Genomic DNA, 16461 nt, shown 5'->3' with positions numbered 1-16461 from the left:
GCACCGGTGATCATGTTCTTGACGTAGTCGGCGTGGCCCGGGCAGTCAACGTGCGCGTAGTGACGGACGTTGGAGTCGTACTCTACGTGAGCGGTGTTGATGGTGATACCACGAGCTTTCTCTTCCGGAGCGCTGTCGATCTTGTCGAAATCAACGCGAGCGGAGCCGAAGACCTCGGAGCAAACGCGGGTCAGCGCTGCGGTCAGAGTGGTTTTACCGTGGTCAACGTGACCGATGGTGCCAACGTTGACGTGCGGTTTGTTACGTTCGAATTTTTCTTTAGCCACGACTGTGAACCTCTTGCCTAAAGGGCTGGATTAGCCTTGTTTCTTGATCAGAGCTTCGACGATGTTCGACGGAGCTTCGGCGTATTTGGAGAATTCCATGGAGTAGCTGGCGCGACCCTGAGACATGGAACGAACATCGGTTGCGTAGCCGAACATCTCACCCAGCGGGACTTCCGCACGAATGACTTTGCCGGATACCGAGTCTTCCATACCCTGGATCAGACCACGACGACGGTTCAGGTCACCCATCACGTCACCCATGTAGTCTTCCGGAGTAACGACCTCGACCTTCATGATCGGCTCGAGCACCTGACCGCCACCTTTGGCAGCCAATTGCTTGGTCGCCATCGAAGCAGCGACTTTAAACGCCATCTCGTTGGAGTCGACGTCGTGGTACGAACCGTCGAATACGGTCGCCTTCAGGCCCAGCAGAGGGTAACCGGCAACGACGCCGTTTTTCATCTGCTCTTCGATGCCCTTCTGGATTGCCGGGATGAATTCCTTCGGAACCACACCACCTACAACCTCATTGGTGAACACCAGACCTTCGGTGATGTTGCCGCTCTCGTCCACGTCGGGCTGCGAGAAGCGAATCCAGCAGTGACCGAACTGGCCACGACCGCCGGACTGGCGAACGAACTTACCTTCGATCTCCACGTTGTCCTTGGTGATGCGCTCGCGGTAGGAAACCTGCGGCTTGCCGATGTTAGCCTCAACACCGAACTCACGCTTCATACGGTCAACCAGGATGTCCAGGTGAAGCTCACCCATACCCGAGATGATGGTTTGGCCGGTCTCTTCGTCGGTCTTGACGCGGAACGACGGGTCTTCCTGGGCCAGTTTACCCAGTGCAATACCCATCTTCTCCTGGTCAGCCTTGGTTTTCGGCTCTACCGCTACCGAAATCACAGGCTCAGGGAAGTCCATACGCTCAAGAATGATCGGCTTGTCGATAGCACACAGGGTTTCACCGGTGGTGACATCCTTCATGCCGATCAACGCAGCGATGTCGCCAGCGCGAACTTCCTTGATCTCTTCACGGGTGTTGGCGTGCATCTGAACCATACGGCCGACGCGCTCTTTCTTGCCTTTAACCGAGTTGATGACCGAGTCACCAGAGCTCAGGACGCCCGAGTAGACGCGTGCGAAGGTCAACGTACCCACAAACGGGTCAGTTGCGATCTTGAAGGCCAGCGCCGAGAACGGAGCATTGTCGTCAGCCTCACGACGATCGTACTGATCTTCGGTGATGTTGTCCTTCGGCGTCTCAGCCAGATCCGGGTGGATGCCGCGAATCGCAGGAATCTCGGTAGGAGCCGGCAGGAAGTCGACCACGGCGTCCAGCATCAGCGGAACACCCTTGTTCTTGAACGACGAACCGCAGACCGCAGGAACGATCTCGCCAGCCAGGGTGCGCGCGCGCAGGCCTGCCTTGATCTCTTCGACGGTGAGCTCACCCTCTTCGAGATACTTGTTCATCAGCTCTTCGTTGGCTTCGGCTGCTGCCTCGACCATGTTGGAGCGCCACTCTTCGGCCAAAGCCTGAAGCTCCGCAGGAATTTCTTCCTCACGGTAGTTCATGCCTTTGTCGTCTTCGTTCCAGTAGATGGCTTTCATCTTGACCAGGTCAACCTGGCCCTGGAAGTCGTCTTCCGCACCGATAGCCAGCTGGACCGGAACCGGGGTATGACCCAGGCGGTTCTTGATCTGGCCGATCACGCGCAGGAAGTTGGCGCCAGCACGGTCCATCTTGTTCACGTAAACAACACGTGGAACGCCGTATTTGTTGGCTTGACGCCATACGGTTTCGGACTGAGGCTCAACACCCGAGGTGCCGCAGAACACAACGACAGCGCCGTCGAGTACGCGCAGCGAGCGCTCTACTTCGATGGTGAAGTCAACGTGACCGGGGGTATCGATGATGTTGAAACGATACTGGTTAGGGAACTGCTTGGTAGAACCCTGCCAGAACGTGGTGGTAGCCGCGGAGGTAATGGTAATACCACGCTCCTGCTCCTGAACCATCCAGTCCATGGTCGCGGCGCCGTCATGCACCTCGCCCAGCTTGTGGTTCACACCCGTATAGAACAGGATCCGCTCGGTGGTAGTGGTTTTACCCGCATCCACGTGAGCACAGATACCGATGTTACGGTACAGATTAATCGGTGTTGTACGAGCCATAGAGCCCTCGCAAGGTTAAATACGCTGAGATTAGAAGCGGTAGTGCGAGAACGCCTTGTTGGCTTCAGCCATACGGTGGACGTCTTCACGCTTCTTGACTGCGGCGCCTTTGCCTTCAGCAGCATCCAGCAACTCACCAGCCAGGCGCAGCGCCATGGACTTCTCACCGCGCTTGCGGGCGAAGTCTACCAGCCAGCGCATGGCCAGAGCGTTACGACGGGATGGACGAACTTCAACCGGCACCTGGTAGGTAGCACCGCCGACACGGCGGGACTTTACTTCGACCAGCGGAGCGATGGCGTCGAGAGCTTTCTCGAAGATCTCCAGGGGATCGGCGTTCTTGCGCGACTTGACGGTATCCAGAGCACCATAAACGATGCGCTCGGCTACTGCTTTCTTGCCGCTTTCCATCACGTGGTTCATGAATTTGGCGAGAATCTGAGATCCGTATTTCGGATCGTCGAGGATCTCACGTTTTGCTGCTACACGACGTCTTGGCATGATAAGCCCTCAAACGGTCTTCAGGTTAGCCCGGGACTGGCGCGGTGCCGCCCGACCTTACTCTTATCGACTCAGTAAAAATGGTGACTGCAAAAGTGCAACAAGCGCGCCTTATTTCGGACGCTTGGTACCGTACTTCGAACGACCCTGATTACGGCCTTTGACACCCGAGGTGTCCAGCGAGCCGCGAACGGTGTGGTAACGCACACCTGGCAAGTCTTTTACGCGACCGCCACGGATCAGAACAACGCTGTGCTCTTGCAGGTTGTGGCCTTCACCGCCGATGTACGAGGAAACCTCGAAACCGTTGGTCAGACGCACACGGCATACTTTACGCAGTGCCGAGTTAGGTTTTTTCGGCGTGGTGGTGTACACACGGGTGCACACGCCACGGCGCTGCGGGCAGTTCTGCAGCGCAGGTACGTCGGATTTCTCGACGATACGCTTGCGCGGCTGACGTACCAGCTGGTTGATAGTTGCCATCTACTAGCTCCACTGTTGTCTTTCGACATAAACAAAAGTGGCAGGGCCGAGGCCCCGCCAATTTAGGGGTACAAGAGTCTAAAGAGGATACTCCCCCCCGTCAAGGCAAGGGTGCCTACCTGGCCGGCTCACGCCAGGCAGTGCAGGCACCCTCCTCGATCAGTTACCGCTGGAGTTCAGCGCTTCGGTCAGTGCGGCTTCCACCTCACTGGCGCTGACACGCAGCGGTTTGTCGGCGTCGCGGCGACGCTTGCGTTCGCTGTGATACGCAAGGCCGGTACCCGCCGGGATCAAACGACCCACGACGACGTTTTCCTTCAGGCCACGCAGATAGTCGCGCTTGCCGGTAACCGCCGCTTCAGTGAGAACGCGGGTAGTTTCCTGGAAGGAGGCCGCCGAAATGAACGATTCGGTGGACAGCGACGCCTTGGTGATACCCAGCAGCACGCGGGTGTACTTGGCGATGAACTTGTCTTCGGTGACCAAGCGCTCGTTCTCGCCCAGAACCTGGGTGAGTTCGACCTGATCGCCTTTGATGAAGCTCGAGTCGCCCGACTCGCTCACTTCGACCTTGCGCAGCATCTGGCGCAGGATGGTCTCGATGTGCTTGTCGTTGATCTTCACACCCTGCAGGCGGTACACGTCTTGGATCTCGTTGACGATGTACTTGGCCAGTGCACTCACACCCAGCAAGCGCAGGATGTCGTGCGGGTCGCTCGGGCCGTCTGAAATAACTTCACCCTTGTTGACCTGTTCACCCTCGAACACGTTCAGGTGACGCCATTTCGGGATCAGCTCTTCATACGGATCGCTACCATCGGTAGGCGTGATGACCAGGCGGCGCTTGCCCTTGGTCTCCTTGCCGAATGCAATGGTACCGCTGATTTCCGCCAGGATCGAAGCTTCCTTCGGACGGCGGGCTTCGAACAGGTCGGCAACGCGCGGCAGACCACCGGTGATGTCACGGGTCTTCGAGGTTTCCTGCGGAATCCGCGCTACCACGTCACCCACGCCCACTTGGGCACCATCCGCTACACCGACCAGTGCGTTGGCGGGCAGGAAGTACTGCGCAGGTACGTCGGTGCCAGGCAGCAGCAAGTCTTTGCCATCGGCGCCAACCAGCTTGACCGCAGGGCGAATTTCTTTACCAGCAGCCGGCCGATCTTTGACATCCAGCACTTCGATGTTGGTCAGGCCCGTCAATTCGTCGGTCTGACGCTTGATGGTGATGCCTTCTTCCATGCCGACGAAGTTAACCGTACCTTTCATTTCGGTAACGATTGGGTGGGTGTGCGGGTCCCACTTGGCCACGATGGACCCAGCGTCGACCTTGTCGCCTTCCTTCACCGAAAGCACGGCACCATACGGCAGCTTGTAGCGCTCACGCTCGCGGCCGAATTCGTCAGCAACCGCCAGCTCACCGGAGCGGGAAACCGCGACCAGGTTGCCATCGGCACGTTCGACATGCTTGAGGTTATGCAGGCGAACCATACCGCCATTCTTGACCTGTACGCTGTCTGCGGCGGAAGTTCGGCTGGCCGCACCACCAATGTGGAACGTACGCATGGTCAGCTGGGTACCCGGCTCACCGATCGATTGGGCAGCGATAACGCCGACCGCCTCACCGATGTTGACCTGATGCCCGCGGGCAAGGTCGCGACCGTAGCACTTGGCGCAGATACCAAAACGGGTTTCGCAGCTGATCGGCGACCGCACGACGACTTCGTCGATGCTGTTGCGCTCGATGAACTCTACCCAACGCTCGTCCACCAGGGTACCGGCCGGAACGATGACGTCCTCGGTACCTGGCTTGAACACGTCACGGGCAATTACACGACCCAACACGCGCTCACCGAGAGGCTCGACTACGTCGCCGCCTTCGATGTGCGGCGTCATCAGCAGGCCTTGCTCGGTACCGCAATCGATCTCGGTCACGACCAGGTCTTGCGCCACGTCAACCAGGCGACGGGTCAGGTAACCCGAGTTCGCGGTCTTCAGTGCGGTATCGGCCAGACCCTTACGCGCACCGTGCGTGGAGATGAAGTACTGCAGAACGCTCAGGCCTTCACGGAAGTTGGCGGTGATCGGCGTCTCGATGATCGAGCCGTCCGGCTTGGCCATCAGGCCCCGCATACCCGCCAGCTGGCGAATCTGAGCAGCCGAACCCCGAGCACCGGAGTCGGCCATCATGTACATGGAGTTGAAGGACTCTTGGTCGACTTCGTTGCCCTCGCGGTCGATGACCTTCTCTTTCGAGAGGTTGGCCATCATCGCCTTGGACACTTCATCGTTGGCCTTCGACCACAGGTCGATCACCTTGTTGTACTTCTCGCCCTGGGTAACCAGGCCGGAAGCGTACTGGCTTTCGATCTCTTTCACTTCGTCGGTCGCGGTACCGATGATGCGCGCTTTTTCATCAGGGATGACGAAGTCGTTCACACCGATCGACACACCGGAAATGGTCGAATAGGCAAAACCGGTGTACATCAGCTGGTCGGCGAAGATGACGGTTTCCTTCAGACCCACCACGCGATAGCACTGGTTGATCAGCTTGGAGATCGCCTTTTTCTTCATCGGCTGGTTGACGACATCGTACGGCAGGCCGGCGGGAACCACTTGGAACAACAGCGCACGGCCGACAGTGGTGTCGACGATACGGGTGTTGGTCTGCGAAGTGCCATCACGCTCGTTCACGGTCTCGGTGATACGGACCTTGATGCGAGCATGCAGCGCTGCTTCGCCGGCGCGGAATACGCGGTCGACTTCCTGCAGGTCTGCGAAGACGCGCCCTTCGCCCTTGGCGTTGATCGCCTCGCGAGTCATGTAGTACAGGCCCAGAACCACGTCCTGGGACGGCACGATGATCGGCTCGCCGTTGGCGGGCGAGAGGATGTTGTTGGTCGACATCATCAGCGCACGAGCTTCCAGCTGAGCCTCGAGGGTCAGCGGAACGTGCACTGCCATCTGGTCACCGTCGAAGTCGGCGTTGTACGCAGCGCACACCAGTGGGTGCAGCTGGATCGCCTTGCCTTCGATGAGTACCGGCTCGAACGCCTGGATACCCAGACGGTGAAGCGTCGGTGCGCGGTTGAGCAGCACGGGGTGTTCGCGGATCACCTCGGCCAGAACGTCCCAAACTTCGGGCAGCTCGCGCTCGACCATCTTCTTGGCAGCCTTGATTGTGGTGGCCAGGCCACGCACTTCCAGCTTGCCGAAGATGAACGGCTTGAACAGCTCCAGCGCCATTTTTTTGGGCAGACCGCACTGGTGCAAGCGCAGGGTCGGGCCAACGGTAATCACGGAACGACCGGAGTAGTCCACGCGCTTGCCGAGCAGGTTCTGACGGAAACGACCTTGCTTACCCTTGATCATGTCGGCGAGCGACTTGAGTGGGCGCTTGTTCGAACCGGTGATCGCACGGCCACGGCGGCCGTTATCGAGCAACGCATCGACCGCTTCCTGGAGCATCCGCTTCTCGTTGCGCACGATGATGTCGGGCGCAGACAGATCCAGCAGGCGTTTCAGGCGATTGTTACGGTTGATGACGCGGCGATACAGGTCGTTCAGGTCGGAGGTCGCGAAGCGGCCACCGTCCAGCGGTACCAATGGGCGCAGGTCAGGCGGCAGCACCGGCAGGACGGTCAGTACCATCCACTCGGGCAGGTTGCCGGATTCCTGGAAGGCTTCCATCAGCTTCAGGCGCTTGGACAGCTTCTTGATCTTGGTTTCGGAATTGGTCTGCGGAATCTCTTCACGCAGGCGGCCAATCTCGTGCTCCAGATCAATGGCGTGCAGCAGCTCGCGAACGGCTTCGGCACCCATGCGGGCGTCGAAGTCGTCACCGAACTCTTCCAGTGCCTCGAAATACTGCTCGTCGTTGAGCAGCTGGCCTTTCTCCAGGGTGGTCATGCCTGGGTCGATAACGACGTAGCTCTCGAAGTAGAGCACGCGCTCGATATCACGCAGGGTCATGTCCATCAGCAGGCCGATGCGGGACGGCAGCGACTTCAGGAACCAGATGTGGGCGACAGGCGAGGCCAGCTCGATGTGCGCCATGCGCTCACGACGAACCTTGGCCAGGGCGACTTCAACGCCGCACTTCTCGCAGATTACACCACGGTGCTTGAGGCGCTTGTACTTACCGCACAGGCACTCGTAGTCCTTGACCGGGCCAAAGATCTTGGCGCAGAAAAGGCCGTCACGCTCAGGCTTGAACGTACGGTAGTTGATGGTTTCGGGCTTCTTGACTTCACCGAACGACCACGAACGGATCATTTCAGGCGAGGCCAGACCAATGCGGATGGCGTCGAATTCTTCGACTTGACCCTGGTTCTTCAGCAAATTCAACAGGTCTTTCAAGGCCTTTTCCTCCTGGCGGAGCAGGGAGAGGGCTGTTGCCCCCTCCCCTTCACGTCACGTGTTATTCGGTTTCCAGATCGATGTCGATACCCAGGGAACGGATTTCCTTGATCAACACGTTGAAGGACTCGGGCATGCCCGGCTCCATGCGGTGATCGCCGTCCACGATGTTCTTGTACATCTTGGTCCGACCGTTCACATCGTCCGACTTGACCGTCAGCATTTCCTGCAGAGTGTAGGCTGCACCGTACGCTTCCAGTGCCCAGACCTCCATCTCCCCGAAACGCTGGCCACCGAACTGCGCCTTACCACCGAGCGGCTGCTGGGTGACCAGGCTGTAGGAACCAGTGGAACGAGCGTGCATCTTGTCGTCCACCAGGTGGTTCAGTTTCAGCATGTACATGTAGCCAACGGTGACCGGGCGCTCGAACTTGTTGCCGGTACGACCATCGAACAGGACCATCTGGCCGCTCTCTGGCATGTCAGCCAGCTTGAGCATTGCCTTGATTTCACGCTCCTTCGCACCATCGAATACCGGCGTGGCCATCGGCACGCCTTTTTTCAGGTTGCTGGCGAGCTCGAGAATCTCGGCATCGCTGAAGGTTTCCAGCTGCTCTTGGCGGCCACCGATCTCATTGTAGATTTCGGTGAGGAAGCCGCGGATTTCGGCAGCCTGGCGCTGTTCTTCGATCATACGGTTGATCTTCTCACCCAGGCCCTTGGCCGCGAGGCCCAGGTGGGTTTCGAGAATCTGGCCGACGTTCATACGCGATGGTACACCCAGTGGGTTCAGAACCACGTCCACCGGGGTGCCATTGGCGTCGTGCGGCATGTCTTCGACCGGCATGATCACCGACACCACACCTTTGTTACCGTGGCGGCCGGCCATTTTGTCGCCCGGCTGGATGCGGCGACGGATAGCCAGGTACACCTTGACGATCTTCAGCACGCCAGGTGCCAGGTCATCGCCTTGTTGAAGCTTGCGCTTCTTGTCCTCGAACTTGTCGTCCAGCAGGCGACGACGGTCAACGATGTATTGCTGGGCTTTTTCCAGCTGCTCGTTGAGCGCGTCTTCTGCCATGCGCAGTTTGAACCACTGCCCATGCTCCAGGCCGTTGAGGACTTCAGCGGTCAGCTCGGTACCCTTCTTCAGGCCCGCACCGCCGTCGACCACCTGGCCGACCAAGGCTGCACGCAAGCGCTCGAAGGTCGCACCTTCGACGATGCGGAATTCCTCGTTCAGATCCTTGCGGATCTGATCCAGCTGGCTCTTCTCGATCGACAGCGCGCGCGAGTCACGCTCAACGCCGTCACGGGTGAAGACCTGGACGTCGATGACAGTACCCTTGGTGCCGGTAGGCACACGCAGGGAGGTGTCTTTCACGTCACTGGCTTTCTCACCGAAGATCGCGCGAAGCAGCTTTTCTTCAGGCGTCAGCTGGGTTTCGCCCTTCGGCGTAACCTTGCCCACGAGGATGTCGCCTGGCCCAACTTCGGCACCAACGTAAACGATACCTGCCTCATCCAGCTTGTTCAGCGCAGCCTCACCCACGTTCGGGATATCTGCGGTGATTTCTTCAGGGCCAAGCTTGGTGTCGCGCGCGACGCAGGTCAGCTCCTGAATGTGGATGGTCGTGAAGCGGTCTTCCTGAACCACACGCTCGGACAGGCAGATGGAGTCTTCGAAGTTGAAGCCGTTCCACGCCATGAACGCGATACGCATGTTCTGGCCCAACGCCAGCTCGCCCATGTCAGTCGAGGGGCCATCAGCCATGATGTCGTAGCGCTGTACCACATCACCTTTGTTCACCAGCGGGCGCTGGTTGATGCAGGTGTTCTGGTTGGAGCGTGTGTACTTGGTCAGGTTGTAGATGTCTACACCTGCTTCGCCGGTTTCGACTTCGTCATCCGCCACGCGCACAACGATACGGCTCGCGTCGACCGAGTCGATCACACCACCACGGCGCGCGACCACGCAGACGCCGGAGTCACGGGCGACGTTGCGCTCCATGCCAGTACCTACCAGCGGCTTGTCGGCACGCAGGGTCGGGACCGCCTGGCGCTGCATGTTCGAACCCATCAGTGCACGGTTGGCGTCATCGTGCTCCAGGAACGGAATCAACGATGCTGCTACCGAAACGACCTGCTTGGGCGAAACGTCCATCAAGGTGACGTCTTCAGGCGCCTTGACGGTGAACTCGTTCAAGTGACGAACAGCGACCAGCTCATCGACGAGTTGCTTCTGCTCGTTCATCGAGGCCGAAGCCTGGGCAATGACGTGATCAGCTTCTTCGATTGCCGAAAGGAACACGATATCGTCAGTGACCACGCCTTCCTTCACCACCCGATACGGGCTTTCGAGGAAGCCATACTGGTTGGTGCGAGCATAGGCAGCGAGCGAGTTGATCAGACCGATGTTCGGACCTTCAGGGGTCTCGATCGGGCACACGCGGCCGTAGTGGGTCGGGTGCACGTCACGGACTTCGAAGCCTGCGCGCTCACGGGTCAAACCGCCTGGGCCGAGTGCGGAAACACGGCGCTTGTGGGTGATCTCGGAGAGCGGGTTGTTCTGGTCCATGAACTGCGAGAGCTGGCTCGAGCCAAAGAACTCTTTCACTGCCGCCGCAACCGGCTTGGCATTGATCAGGTCCTGCGGCATGAGGCCTTCGCTTTCGGCCATCGACAGGCGTTCCTTGACCGCACGCTCAACGCGCACCAGGCCGACCCGGAACTGGTTCTCTGCCATCTCGCCAACGCAACGTACGCGACGGTTACCCAGGTGGTCGATGTCGTCGACGATGCCCTTGCCGTTACGGATGTCGACCAGGGTACGCAGCACGGCAACGATGTCTTCGCGGCTGAGTACGCCCGACCCTTCGATCTCGGTACGGCCGATACGACGGTTGAACTTCATGCGACCCACAGCAGAGAGGTCGTAGCGCTCGGCACTGAAGAACAGGTTGTTGAACAGTGTTTCGGCGGCATCCTTGGTCGGCGGCTCGCCTGGGCGCATCATCCGATAGATTTCCACCAGCGCTTCGAGCTGATTGGTGGTCGAATCGATCTTCAGCGTGTCGGAGATGAACGGACCGCAGTCGATGTCATTGGTGTACAGGGTCTCGATACGGACGACCTGGGCCTTGGCGATCTTGACCAGTGCGTCGGTGGTCAGCTCGGTATTGCATTCGGCGATGATTTCGCCGGTGGCTGGATGCACGATCGCTTTGGCGGTGGTGCGGCCCAGCACGTAGTCCAGCGGAACTTCGAGCTCTTTGATGCCCGATTTTTCCAGCTGGTTGATGTGGCGCGCGGTGATACGCCGGCCCTGCTCGACAATCACCTTGCCGGCGCCGTCGGTGATGTCGATCATCGCGACTTCACCACGCAGGCGTTGCGGTACGAGCTCGAGGCTCAACTGCTCGCCTTTGATGTGGAACACGTTGGTGGTGTAGAACGTGTCGAGCACTTCTTCAGTGCTATAGCCGAGCGCGCGCAGCAGCACGGAGGCCGGCAGTTTGCGACGACGGTCGATACGCACGAACACGCAGTCCTTCGGATCGAACTCGAAGTCGAGCCAGGAGCCGCGGTACGGAATGATGCGAGCGGAGTAGAGCAATTTGCCCGAGCTGTGCGTCTTGCCACGGTCGTGGTCGAAGAACACACCCGGGGAGCGGTGCAACTGGGAAACGATCACGCGCTCGGTACCGTTGATAACGAAGGTACCGTTTTCAGTCATCAATGGGATTTCGCCCATGTAGACTTCTTGTTCCTTGATATCCTTGATCGCCTTGTTCGCCGACTCCTTGTCGAAAATGATCAAGCGAACTTTCACCCGCAGCGGCACGGCGAAGGTCACGCCCCGCAGCACGCACTCTTTTACGTCGAACGCGGGCTCACCCAGGCGATAACCAACGTACTCCAGGGCAGCATTGCCGGAGTAGCTGATGATCGGGAAAACAGATTTGAAGGCCGCATGCAGGCCGACGTCGCGGAACTGATCCTTTGACACTCCCGCCTGCAGGAATTCACGATAAGAATCCAGCTGGATGGCCAGGAGGTACGGCACATCCATGACGTCCGGCAACTTGCTAAAGTCCTTGCGGATACGTTTTTTCTCAGTGTATGAGTAAGCCATCAGCGTTCCCCAGCTTGGTCACCTGCTTGTTTGGCCTCTCCCGGCGGGAGTAGCCAGAAAATCTTGCGAACCCCATGGTTCGCAGCACCCTCTCAGGGTGGATACCGCGCGTTGCAGCGCCGCGAGGTCGCAGGCTCTGTAACGGAAAAAGGCCGGTGGCGTGAGCCACCAGCCGTCAGCCTTGGGCGTGAACCTCAGGCTGTTGCTCCAAGGTCGAAACTTACTTGACTTCGACTTCAGCGCCAGCTTCAACCAGAGCCTTCTGCAGAGCTTCTGCTTCGGCTTTGGAGACGCCTTCTTTGATCGCTTTAGGAGCGCCGTCAACCATGTCTTTGGCTTCTTTCAGGCCCAGACCGGTGGCTTCACGAACAGCCTTGATCACGTTTACTTTCTTCTCGCCAGCGGCTTTCAGAATAACGTTGAACTCGGTTTGCTCTTCGACAGCAGCAGCGGCAGTAGCCGGGCCAGCAGCAACAGCTGCAGCAGCGCTAACGCCGAACTTTTCTTCCATTGCTTTGATCAGTTCAACGACTTGCATAACCGACATTTCGGCAACGGCGTTGATGATATCTTCTTGAGACAGAGCCATGACTCTAATTCCTGTATTGGGGGACGGCCTTCTCGACCATCACAATAAACAAATAAACTGAAAGGGCTGGCGAGGCTTAGGCCGCGCTGGCTTCTTTCTGGTCGCGAATAGCCGCCAAGGTACGAGCCAGCTTGCTGGTGGCGCCTTGAATCACGCTCATCAGCTGCGAAATGGCTTCGTCGCGAGTTGGCAGGCTTGCCAGTACGTCGATCTGGTTGGCTGCGAGGAACTGGCCCTCAAACGATGCCGCCTTGATCTCGAACTTGTCCTGACCCTTTGCGAACGCCTTGAAGATACGAGCGGCAGCGCCCGGATGTTCATTGGAGAAAGCAATCAGGGTCGGGCCTTTGAACACGTCGTTGAGGTTGCTGAAAGCAGTACCATCAACAGCGCGGCGCAGCAGGGTGTTACGCACAACACGTACGTATACGCCAGCTTCGCGGGCCTCTTTACGGAGTCCGGTCATTGCGCCTACAGTCACGCCACGGGCATCAGCCACGACAGCAGACAGAGCGCCTTTGGCAGCCTCGTTGACTTCAGCGACGATGGCCTTCTTGTCTTCGAGTTTAATTGCCACGGGTTTACTCCTGGTGTTAACCGTTTCATCCAGCCGGAGCCGGATGTCGTTTTGGTGTCTGATTCGGCAACGAATCGGGAGCACCATCTGCGTAGGCTGTAGGTTTAAGGCTTTCGCCGCCTACGGTCTTGGACAGCCCCCGCCAGGCAGGGACCCCAATCTTGTCGCGACGCGCACACGGCACGCCGCAATACATCAAGCAGTCAGCGAGCTCTGGTCAATGACCAGGCCTGGGCCCATGGTGGTGCTCAGAGTAACGCGCTTGATGTAGATACCTTTCGAAGAAGCAGGCTTGATACGCTTGAGGTCAGCGATCAGAGCTTCAACGTTTTCTTTCAGCTTGCCAGCTTCGAAGCCGACCTTGCCGACGGAGGTATGGATAATACCGTTCTTGTCGGTGCGGTAGCGAACCTGACCAGCCTTGGCGTTTTTGACGGCAGTGGCGACATCAGGCGTCACGGTACCGACTTTCGGGTTAGGCATCAGGCCGCGCGGGCCGAGCACTTGACCCAGCTGACCTACGACACGCATGGCATCGGGGGATGCGATAACGACGTCGTAGTTCAGATCACCGGCCTTCATTTCGGCAGCCAGATCATCCATGCCTACGCGATCAGCGCCGGCAGCCAGAGCGGCTTCAGCGTTCGCGCCTTGGGTGAAGACGGCAACGCGAACGGTTTTACCGGTGCCGTGCGGCAGCACGGTAGCGCTGCGAACGACCTGGTCAGATTTACGCGGGTCAACGCCCAGGTTCACTGCAACGTCGAACGACTCGGTGAACTTGACCTTGGACAACTCAGCCAAAAGGGTGGCAGCTTCTTCGAAGCCATACAGCTTGCCAGCTTCGATCTTGGCGGCCATCGCCTTTTGACGCTTGGTCTGCTTAGCCATTACACACCCTCCACATTCAGGCCCATGCTGCGGGCAGAGCCGGCGATGGTGCGCACGGCAGCGTCCAGATCAGCAGCGGTGAGGTCAGCCTGCTTGGCTTTGGCGATCTCTTCGAGCTGAGCACGAGTTACAGTACCGACCTTGACGGTATTCGGGCGAGCCGAACCACTGGAGAGGCCGGCAGCCTTTTTCAGCAGTACCGAAGCAGGGGTACTCTTGGTTTCGAACGTGAAGCTACGGTCACTGTAAACAGTGATGATCACTGGGGTCGGCAGGCCAGCTTCCATACCTTGGGTACGGGCGTTGAAGGCCTTGCAGAATTCCATGATGTTCACGCCATGTTGACCCAGAGCCGGACCAACGGGTGGGCTAGGGTTGGCCTGGCCGGCCTTGACTTGCAGCTTGATGTAAGCCGTGATCTTCTTAGCCATGAGCTACTCCACTATCGGGTTCAAACGCCGCACTGCGGCTCCCCGGGTTACTTTCGTTTATCCCAGTGACGACAAAACCCCGCAGCCATTGCCTGCGGGGTATGGGACTGATGCGCCGGTCAGACTTTCTCGACCTGGCTGAACTCAAGTTCCACAGGAGTGGAACGACCGAAAATGAGCACTGCGACTTGAATGCGGCTCTTTTCGTAGTTGACTTCTTCGACACTGCCGTTGAAATCAGCGAACGGACCATCGATGACCCGGACGACCTCACCCGGCTCAAACAAGGTTTTAGGCTTGGGCTTGTCACTGCCGTCAGCTACGCGACGCAGAATAGCCTCGGCTTCCTTATCAGTGATCGGTGCGGGCTTATCCGCAGTACCACCAATGAAGCCCATGACGCGAGGGGTATCCTTGACCAAGTGCCAAGTCCCTTCGTTCATTTCCATCTGAACCAGAACGTAGCCAGGGAAGAACTTGCGCTCACTCTTGCGCTTTTGGCCATTGCGCATCTCGACCACTTCTTCAGTGGGCACGAGAATTTCGCCAAAGCCCTCTTCCATTCCAGCCAACTTTACGCGCTCAATCAGGGAGCGCATCACATGCTTCTCGTAACCCGAGTAAGCATGCACAACGTACCAACGCTTAGCCACGAGACACCTTTAGCCTACAATCAAGGAAACCAGCCAGCCCAGCAGGGAATCCAGACCCCACAACAGCAAAGCCATGATCAAGACCACTGCCACTACGATCAGGGTGGTCTGGGTAGTCTCTTGGCGAGTCGGCCAAACGACTTTACGAATCTCGGTACGCGCTTCCTTCACCAGGGTAAAGAATGATTTGCCTTTACCTGTCTGAAGAGCGACAAACGCAGCAACAGCAGCAATGACAATCAGCCCAAGGACGCGATACAGCAACGGCGCACCAGCAAAATACTGATTGCCGACGACACCCACCACAACCAGCGCGACAACGACGAGCCATTTCAGCAGGTCGAAACGAGAGTCTGGGGCTTCTGCCTTCGGAGTCATTAGGGAAATCCTGTGAGAAGAAAGCCAGGTTCACCGAGAGTGAATCTGGCAGGCCAGGAGGGAATCGAACCCCCAACCTACGGTTTTGGAGACCGTCGCTCTGCCAATTGAGCTACTGACCTAAAACTGAATCAGGCCGACCATTATGCCGGCCTGATGGAGACATTACAAGCTTTTATTCGATGACGCTGGCTACAACACCGGCACCAACGGTACGGCCGCCTTCGCGGATAGCGAAGCGCAGGCCTTGGTCCATGGCGATCGGCTTGATCAGAGTGACAGTCATCTGAATGTTGTCACCTGGCATCACCATCTCAACGCCTTCCGGCAGTTGGCAGTCGCCAGTCACGTCAGTAGTACGGAAGTAGAACTGAGGACGGTAGCCTTTGAAGAACGGAGTGTGACGGCCGCCTTCTTCCTTCGACAGAACGTAGACTTCGCCGACGAACTTGGTGTGAGGCTTGATCGAACCCGGCTTGGCCAGAACCTGACCACGCTCAACGTCGTCACGCTTGGTACCACGCAGCAGAACACCGCAGTTCTCGCCAGCACGGCCTTCGTCCAGCAGCTTGCGGAACATTTCAACGCCGGTGCAAGTGGTCTTGGTGGTCGGACGCAGACCCACGATTTCCACTTCTTCCTGGATCTTGACGATGCCGCGCTCAACACGACCGGTGACCACGGTACCGCGGCCCGAAATCGAGAACACGTCTTCGATTGGCAGCAGGAACGGCTTGTCGATGGCGCGCTCTGGCTCCGGAATGTAGCTGTCGAGAGTCTCGACCAGCTTCTTCACGGCAGTGGTGCCCATCTCGTTGTCGTCCTGGCCGTTCAGAGCCATCAGAGCCGAACCGATGATGATCGGGGTGTCGTCACCTGGGAAGTCGTAGGTGCTGAGCAGGTCGCGAACTTCCATTTCGACCAGTTCCAGCAGCTCTGCGTCATCAACCATGTCGGCCTTGTTCAGGAACACGACGATGTAAGGAACGCCTACCT

Annotated in this window: 13 protein-coding genes and 1 tRNA gene; all 14 read right to left on the bottom strand. The window is 58.3% G+C overall.

Annotated features, from left to right (window positions below; translation table 11 throughout):
* On the bottom strand, positions 1-287 hold a 287-nt coding region (locus F474_RS22290; protein ID WP_256577861.1), incomplete at its 3' end, for a GTP-binding protein.
* A 30-nt stretch (positions 288-317) separates the two neighbouring features.
* On the bottom strand, positions 318-2468 hold the full coding sequence (fusA, locus tag F474_RS22285; RefSeq protein ID WP_097089723.1) for an elongation factor G: 2151 nt from the start codon (positions 2466-2468) through the stop codon (positions 318-320).
* 30 nt (positions 2469-2498) lie between these two features.
* Complete coding sequence (rpsG, locus tag F474_RS22280) at positions 2499-2969, bottom strand: 30S ribosomal protein S7 (protein ID WP_097089725.1); 471 nt, start codon at positions 2967-2969, stop codon at positions 2499-2501.
* Positions 2970-3080: 111 nt separating this feature from the next.
* Complete coding sequence (rpsL, locus tag F474_RS22275; RefSeq protein WP_003186084.1) at positions 3081-3452, bottom strand: 30S ribosomal protein S12; 372 nt, start codon at positions 3450-3452, stop codon at positions 3081-3083.
* A gap of 159 nt (positions 3453-3611) precedes the next feature.
* Entirely contained in the window at positions 3612-7811 is a 4200-nt protein-coding gene (gene rpoC / locus F474_RS22270; protein ID WP_097089728.1) for a DNA-directed RNA polymerase subunit beta', read from the bottom strand.
* Between the two features lie 61 nt (positions 7812-7872).
* Positions 7873-11946, bottom strand: coding sequence for a DNA-directed RNA polymerase subunit beta (gene rpoB / locus F474_RS22265; RefSeq protein ID WP_097089730.1), 4074 nt, complete (start codon positions 11944-11946; stop codon positions 7873-7875).
* A 220-nt stretch (positions 11947-12166) separates the two neighbouring features.
* Positions 12167-12535: a 50S ribosomal protein L7/L12 gene (gene rplL, locus F474_RS22260; RefSeq protein WP_097089733.1), complete on the bottom strand. Its 369-nt coding sequence runs from the start codon at positions 12533-12535 to the stop codon at positions 12167-12169.
* A gap of 76 nt (positions 12536-12611) precedes the next feature.
* Positions 12612-13112 carry a 50S ribosomal protein L10 gene (rplJ, locus tag F474_RS22255; protein WP_097089736.1) on the bottom strand — a complete coding sequence of 167 codons (501 nt, stop codon included), beginning with the start codon at positions 13110-13112 and terminating at the stop codon, positions 12612-12614.
* A gap of 195 nt (positions 13113-13307) precedes the next feature.
* Entirely contained in the window at positions 13308-14003 is a 696-nt protein-coding gene (rplA, locus tag F474_RS22250) for a 50S ribosomal protein L1 (RefSeq protein ID WP_097089738.1), read from the bottom strand.
* On the bottom strand, positions 14003-14434 hold the full coding sequence (gene rplK / locus F474_RS22245) for a 50S ribosomal protein L11 (protein WP_097089740.1): 432 nt from the start codon (positions 14432-14434) through the stop codon (positions 14003-14005). The genes rplA and rplK overlap by 1 nt, the downstream gene beginning before the upstream one ends.
* 119 nt (positions 14435-14553) lie before the next feature.
* Positions 14554-15087 carry a transcription termination/antitermination protein NusG gene (gene nusG, locus F474_RS22240; RefSeq protein ID WP_097089743.1) on the bottom strand — a complete coding sequence of 178 codons (534 nt, stop codon included), beginning with the start codon at positions 15085-15087 and terminating at the stop codon, positions 14554-14556.
* Between the two features lie 9 nt (positions 15088-15096).
* Positions 15097-15465, bottom strand: a complete 369-nt coding sequence (gene secE / locus F474_RS22235; RefSeq protein ID WP_097089745.1) for a preprotein translocase subunit SecE — start codon at positions 15463-15465, stop codon at positions 15097-15099.
* Positions 15466-15511: 46 nt separating this feature from the next.
* A tRNA-Trp gene (locus F474_RS22230) sits at positions 15512-15587 on the bottom strand.
* A 53-nt stretch (positions 15588-15640) separates the two neighbouring features.
* A partial coding sequence (locus F474_RS22225) for an elongation factor Tu (protein WP_116562289.1) occupies positions 15641-16461 on the bottom strand: 821 nt, incomplete at its 5' end.

The sequence above is a fragment of the Pseudomonas sp. URIL14HWK12:I12 genome (assembly GCF_003097135.1).
In the GTDB taxonomy this organism is placed as follows: domain Bacteria; phylum Pseudomonadota; class Gammaproteobacteria; order Pseudomonadales; family Pseudomonadaceae; genus Aquipseudomonas.
Note: the sequence above shows the minus strand (reverse complement) of the source record. Positions and strands in the feature narration are given on the sequence as shown.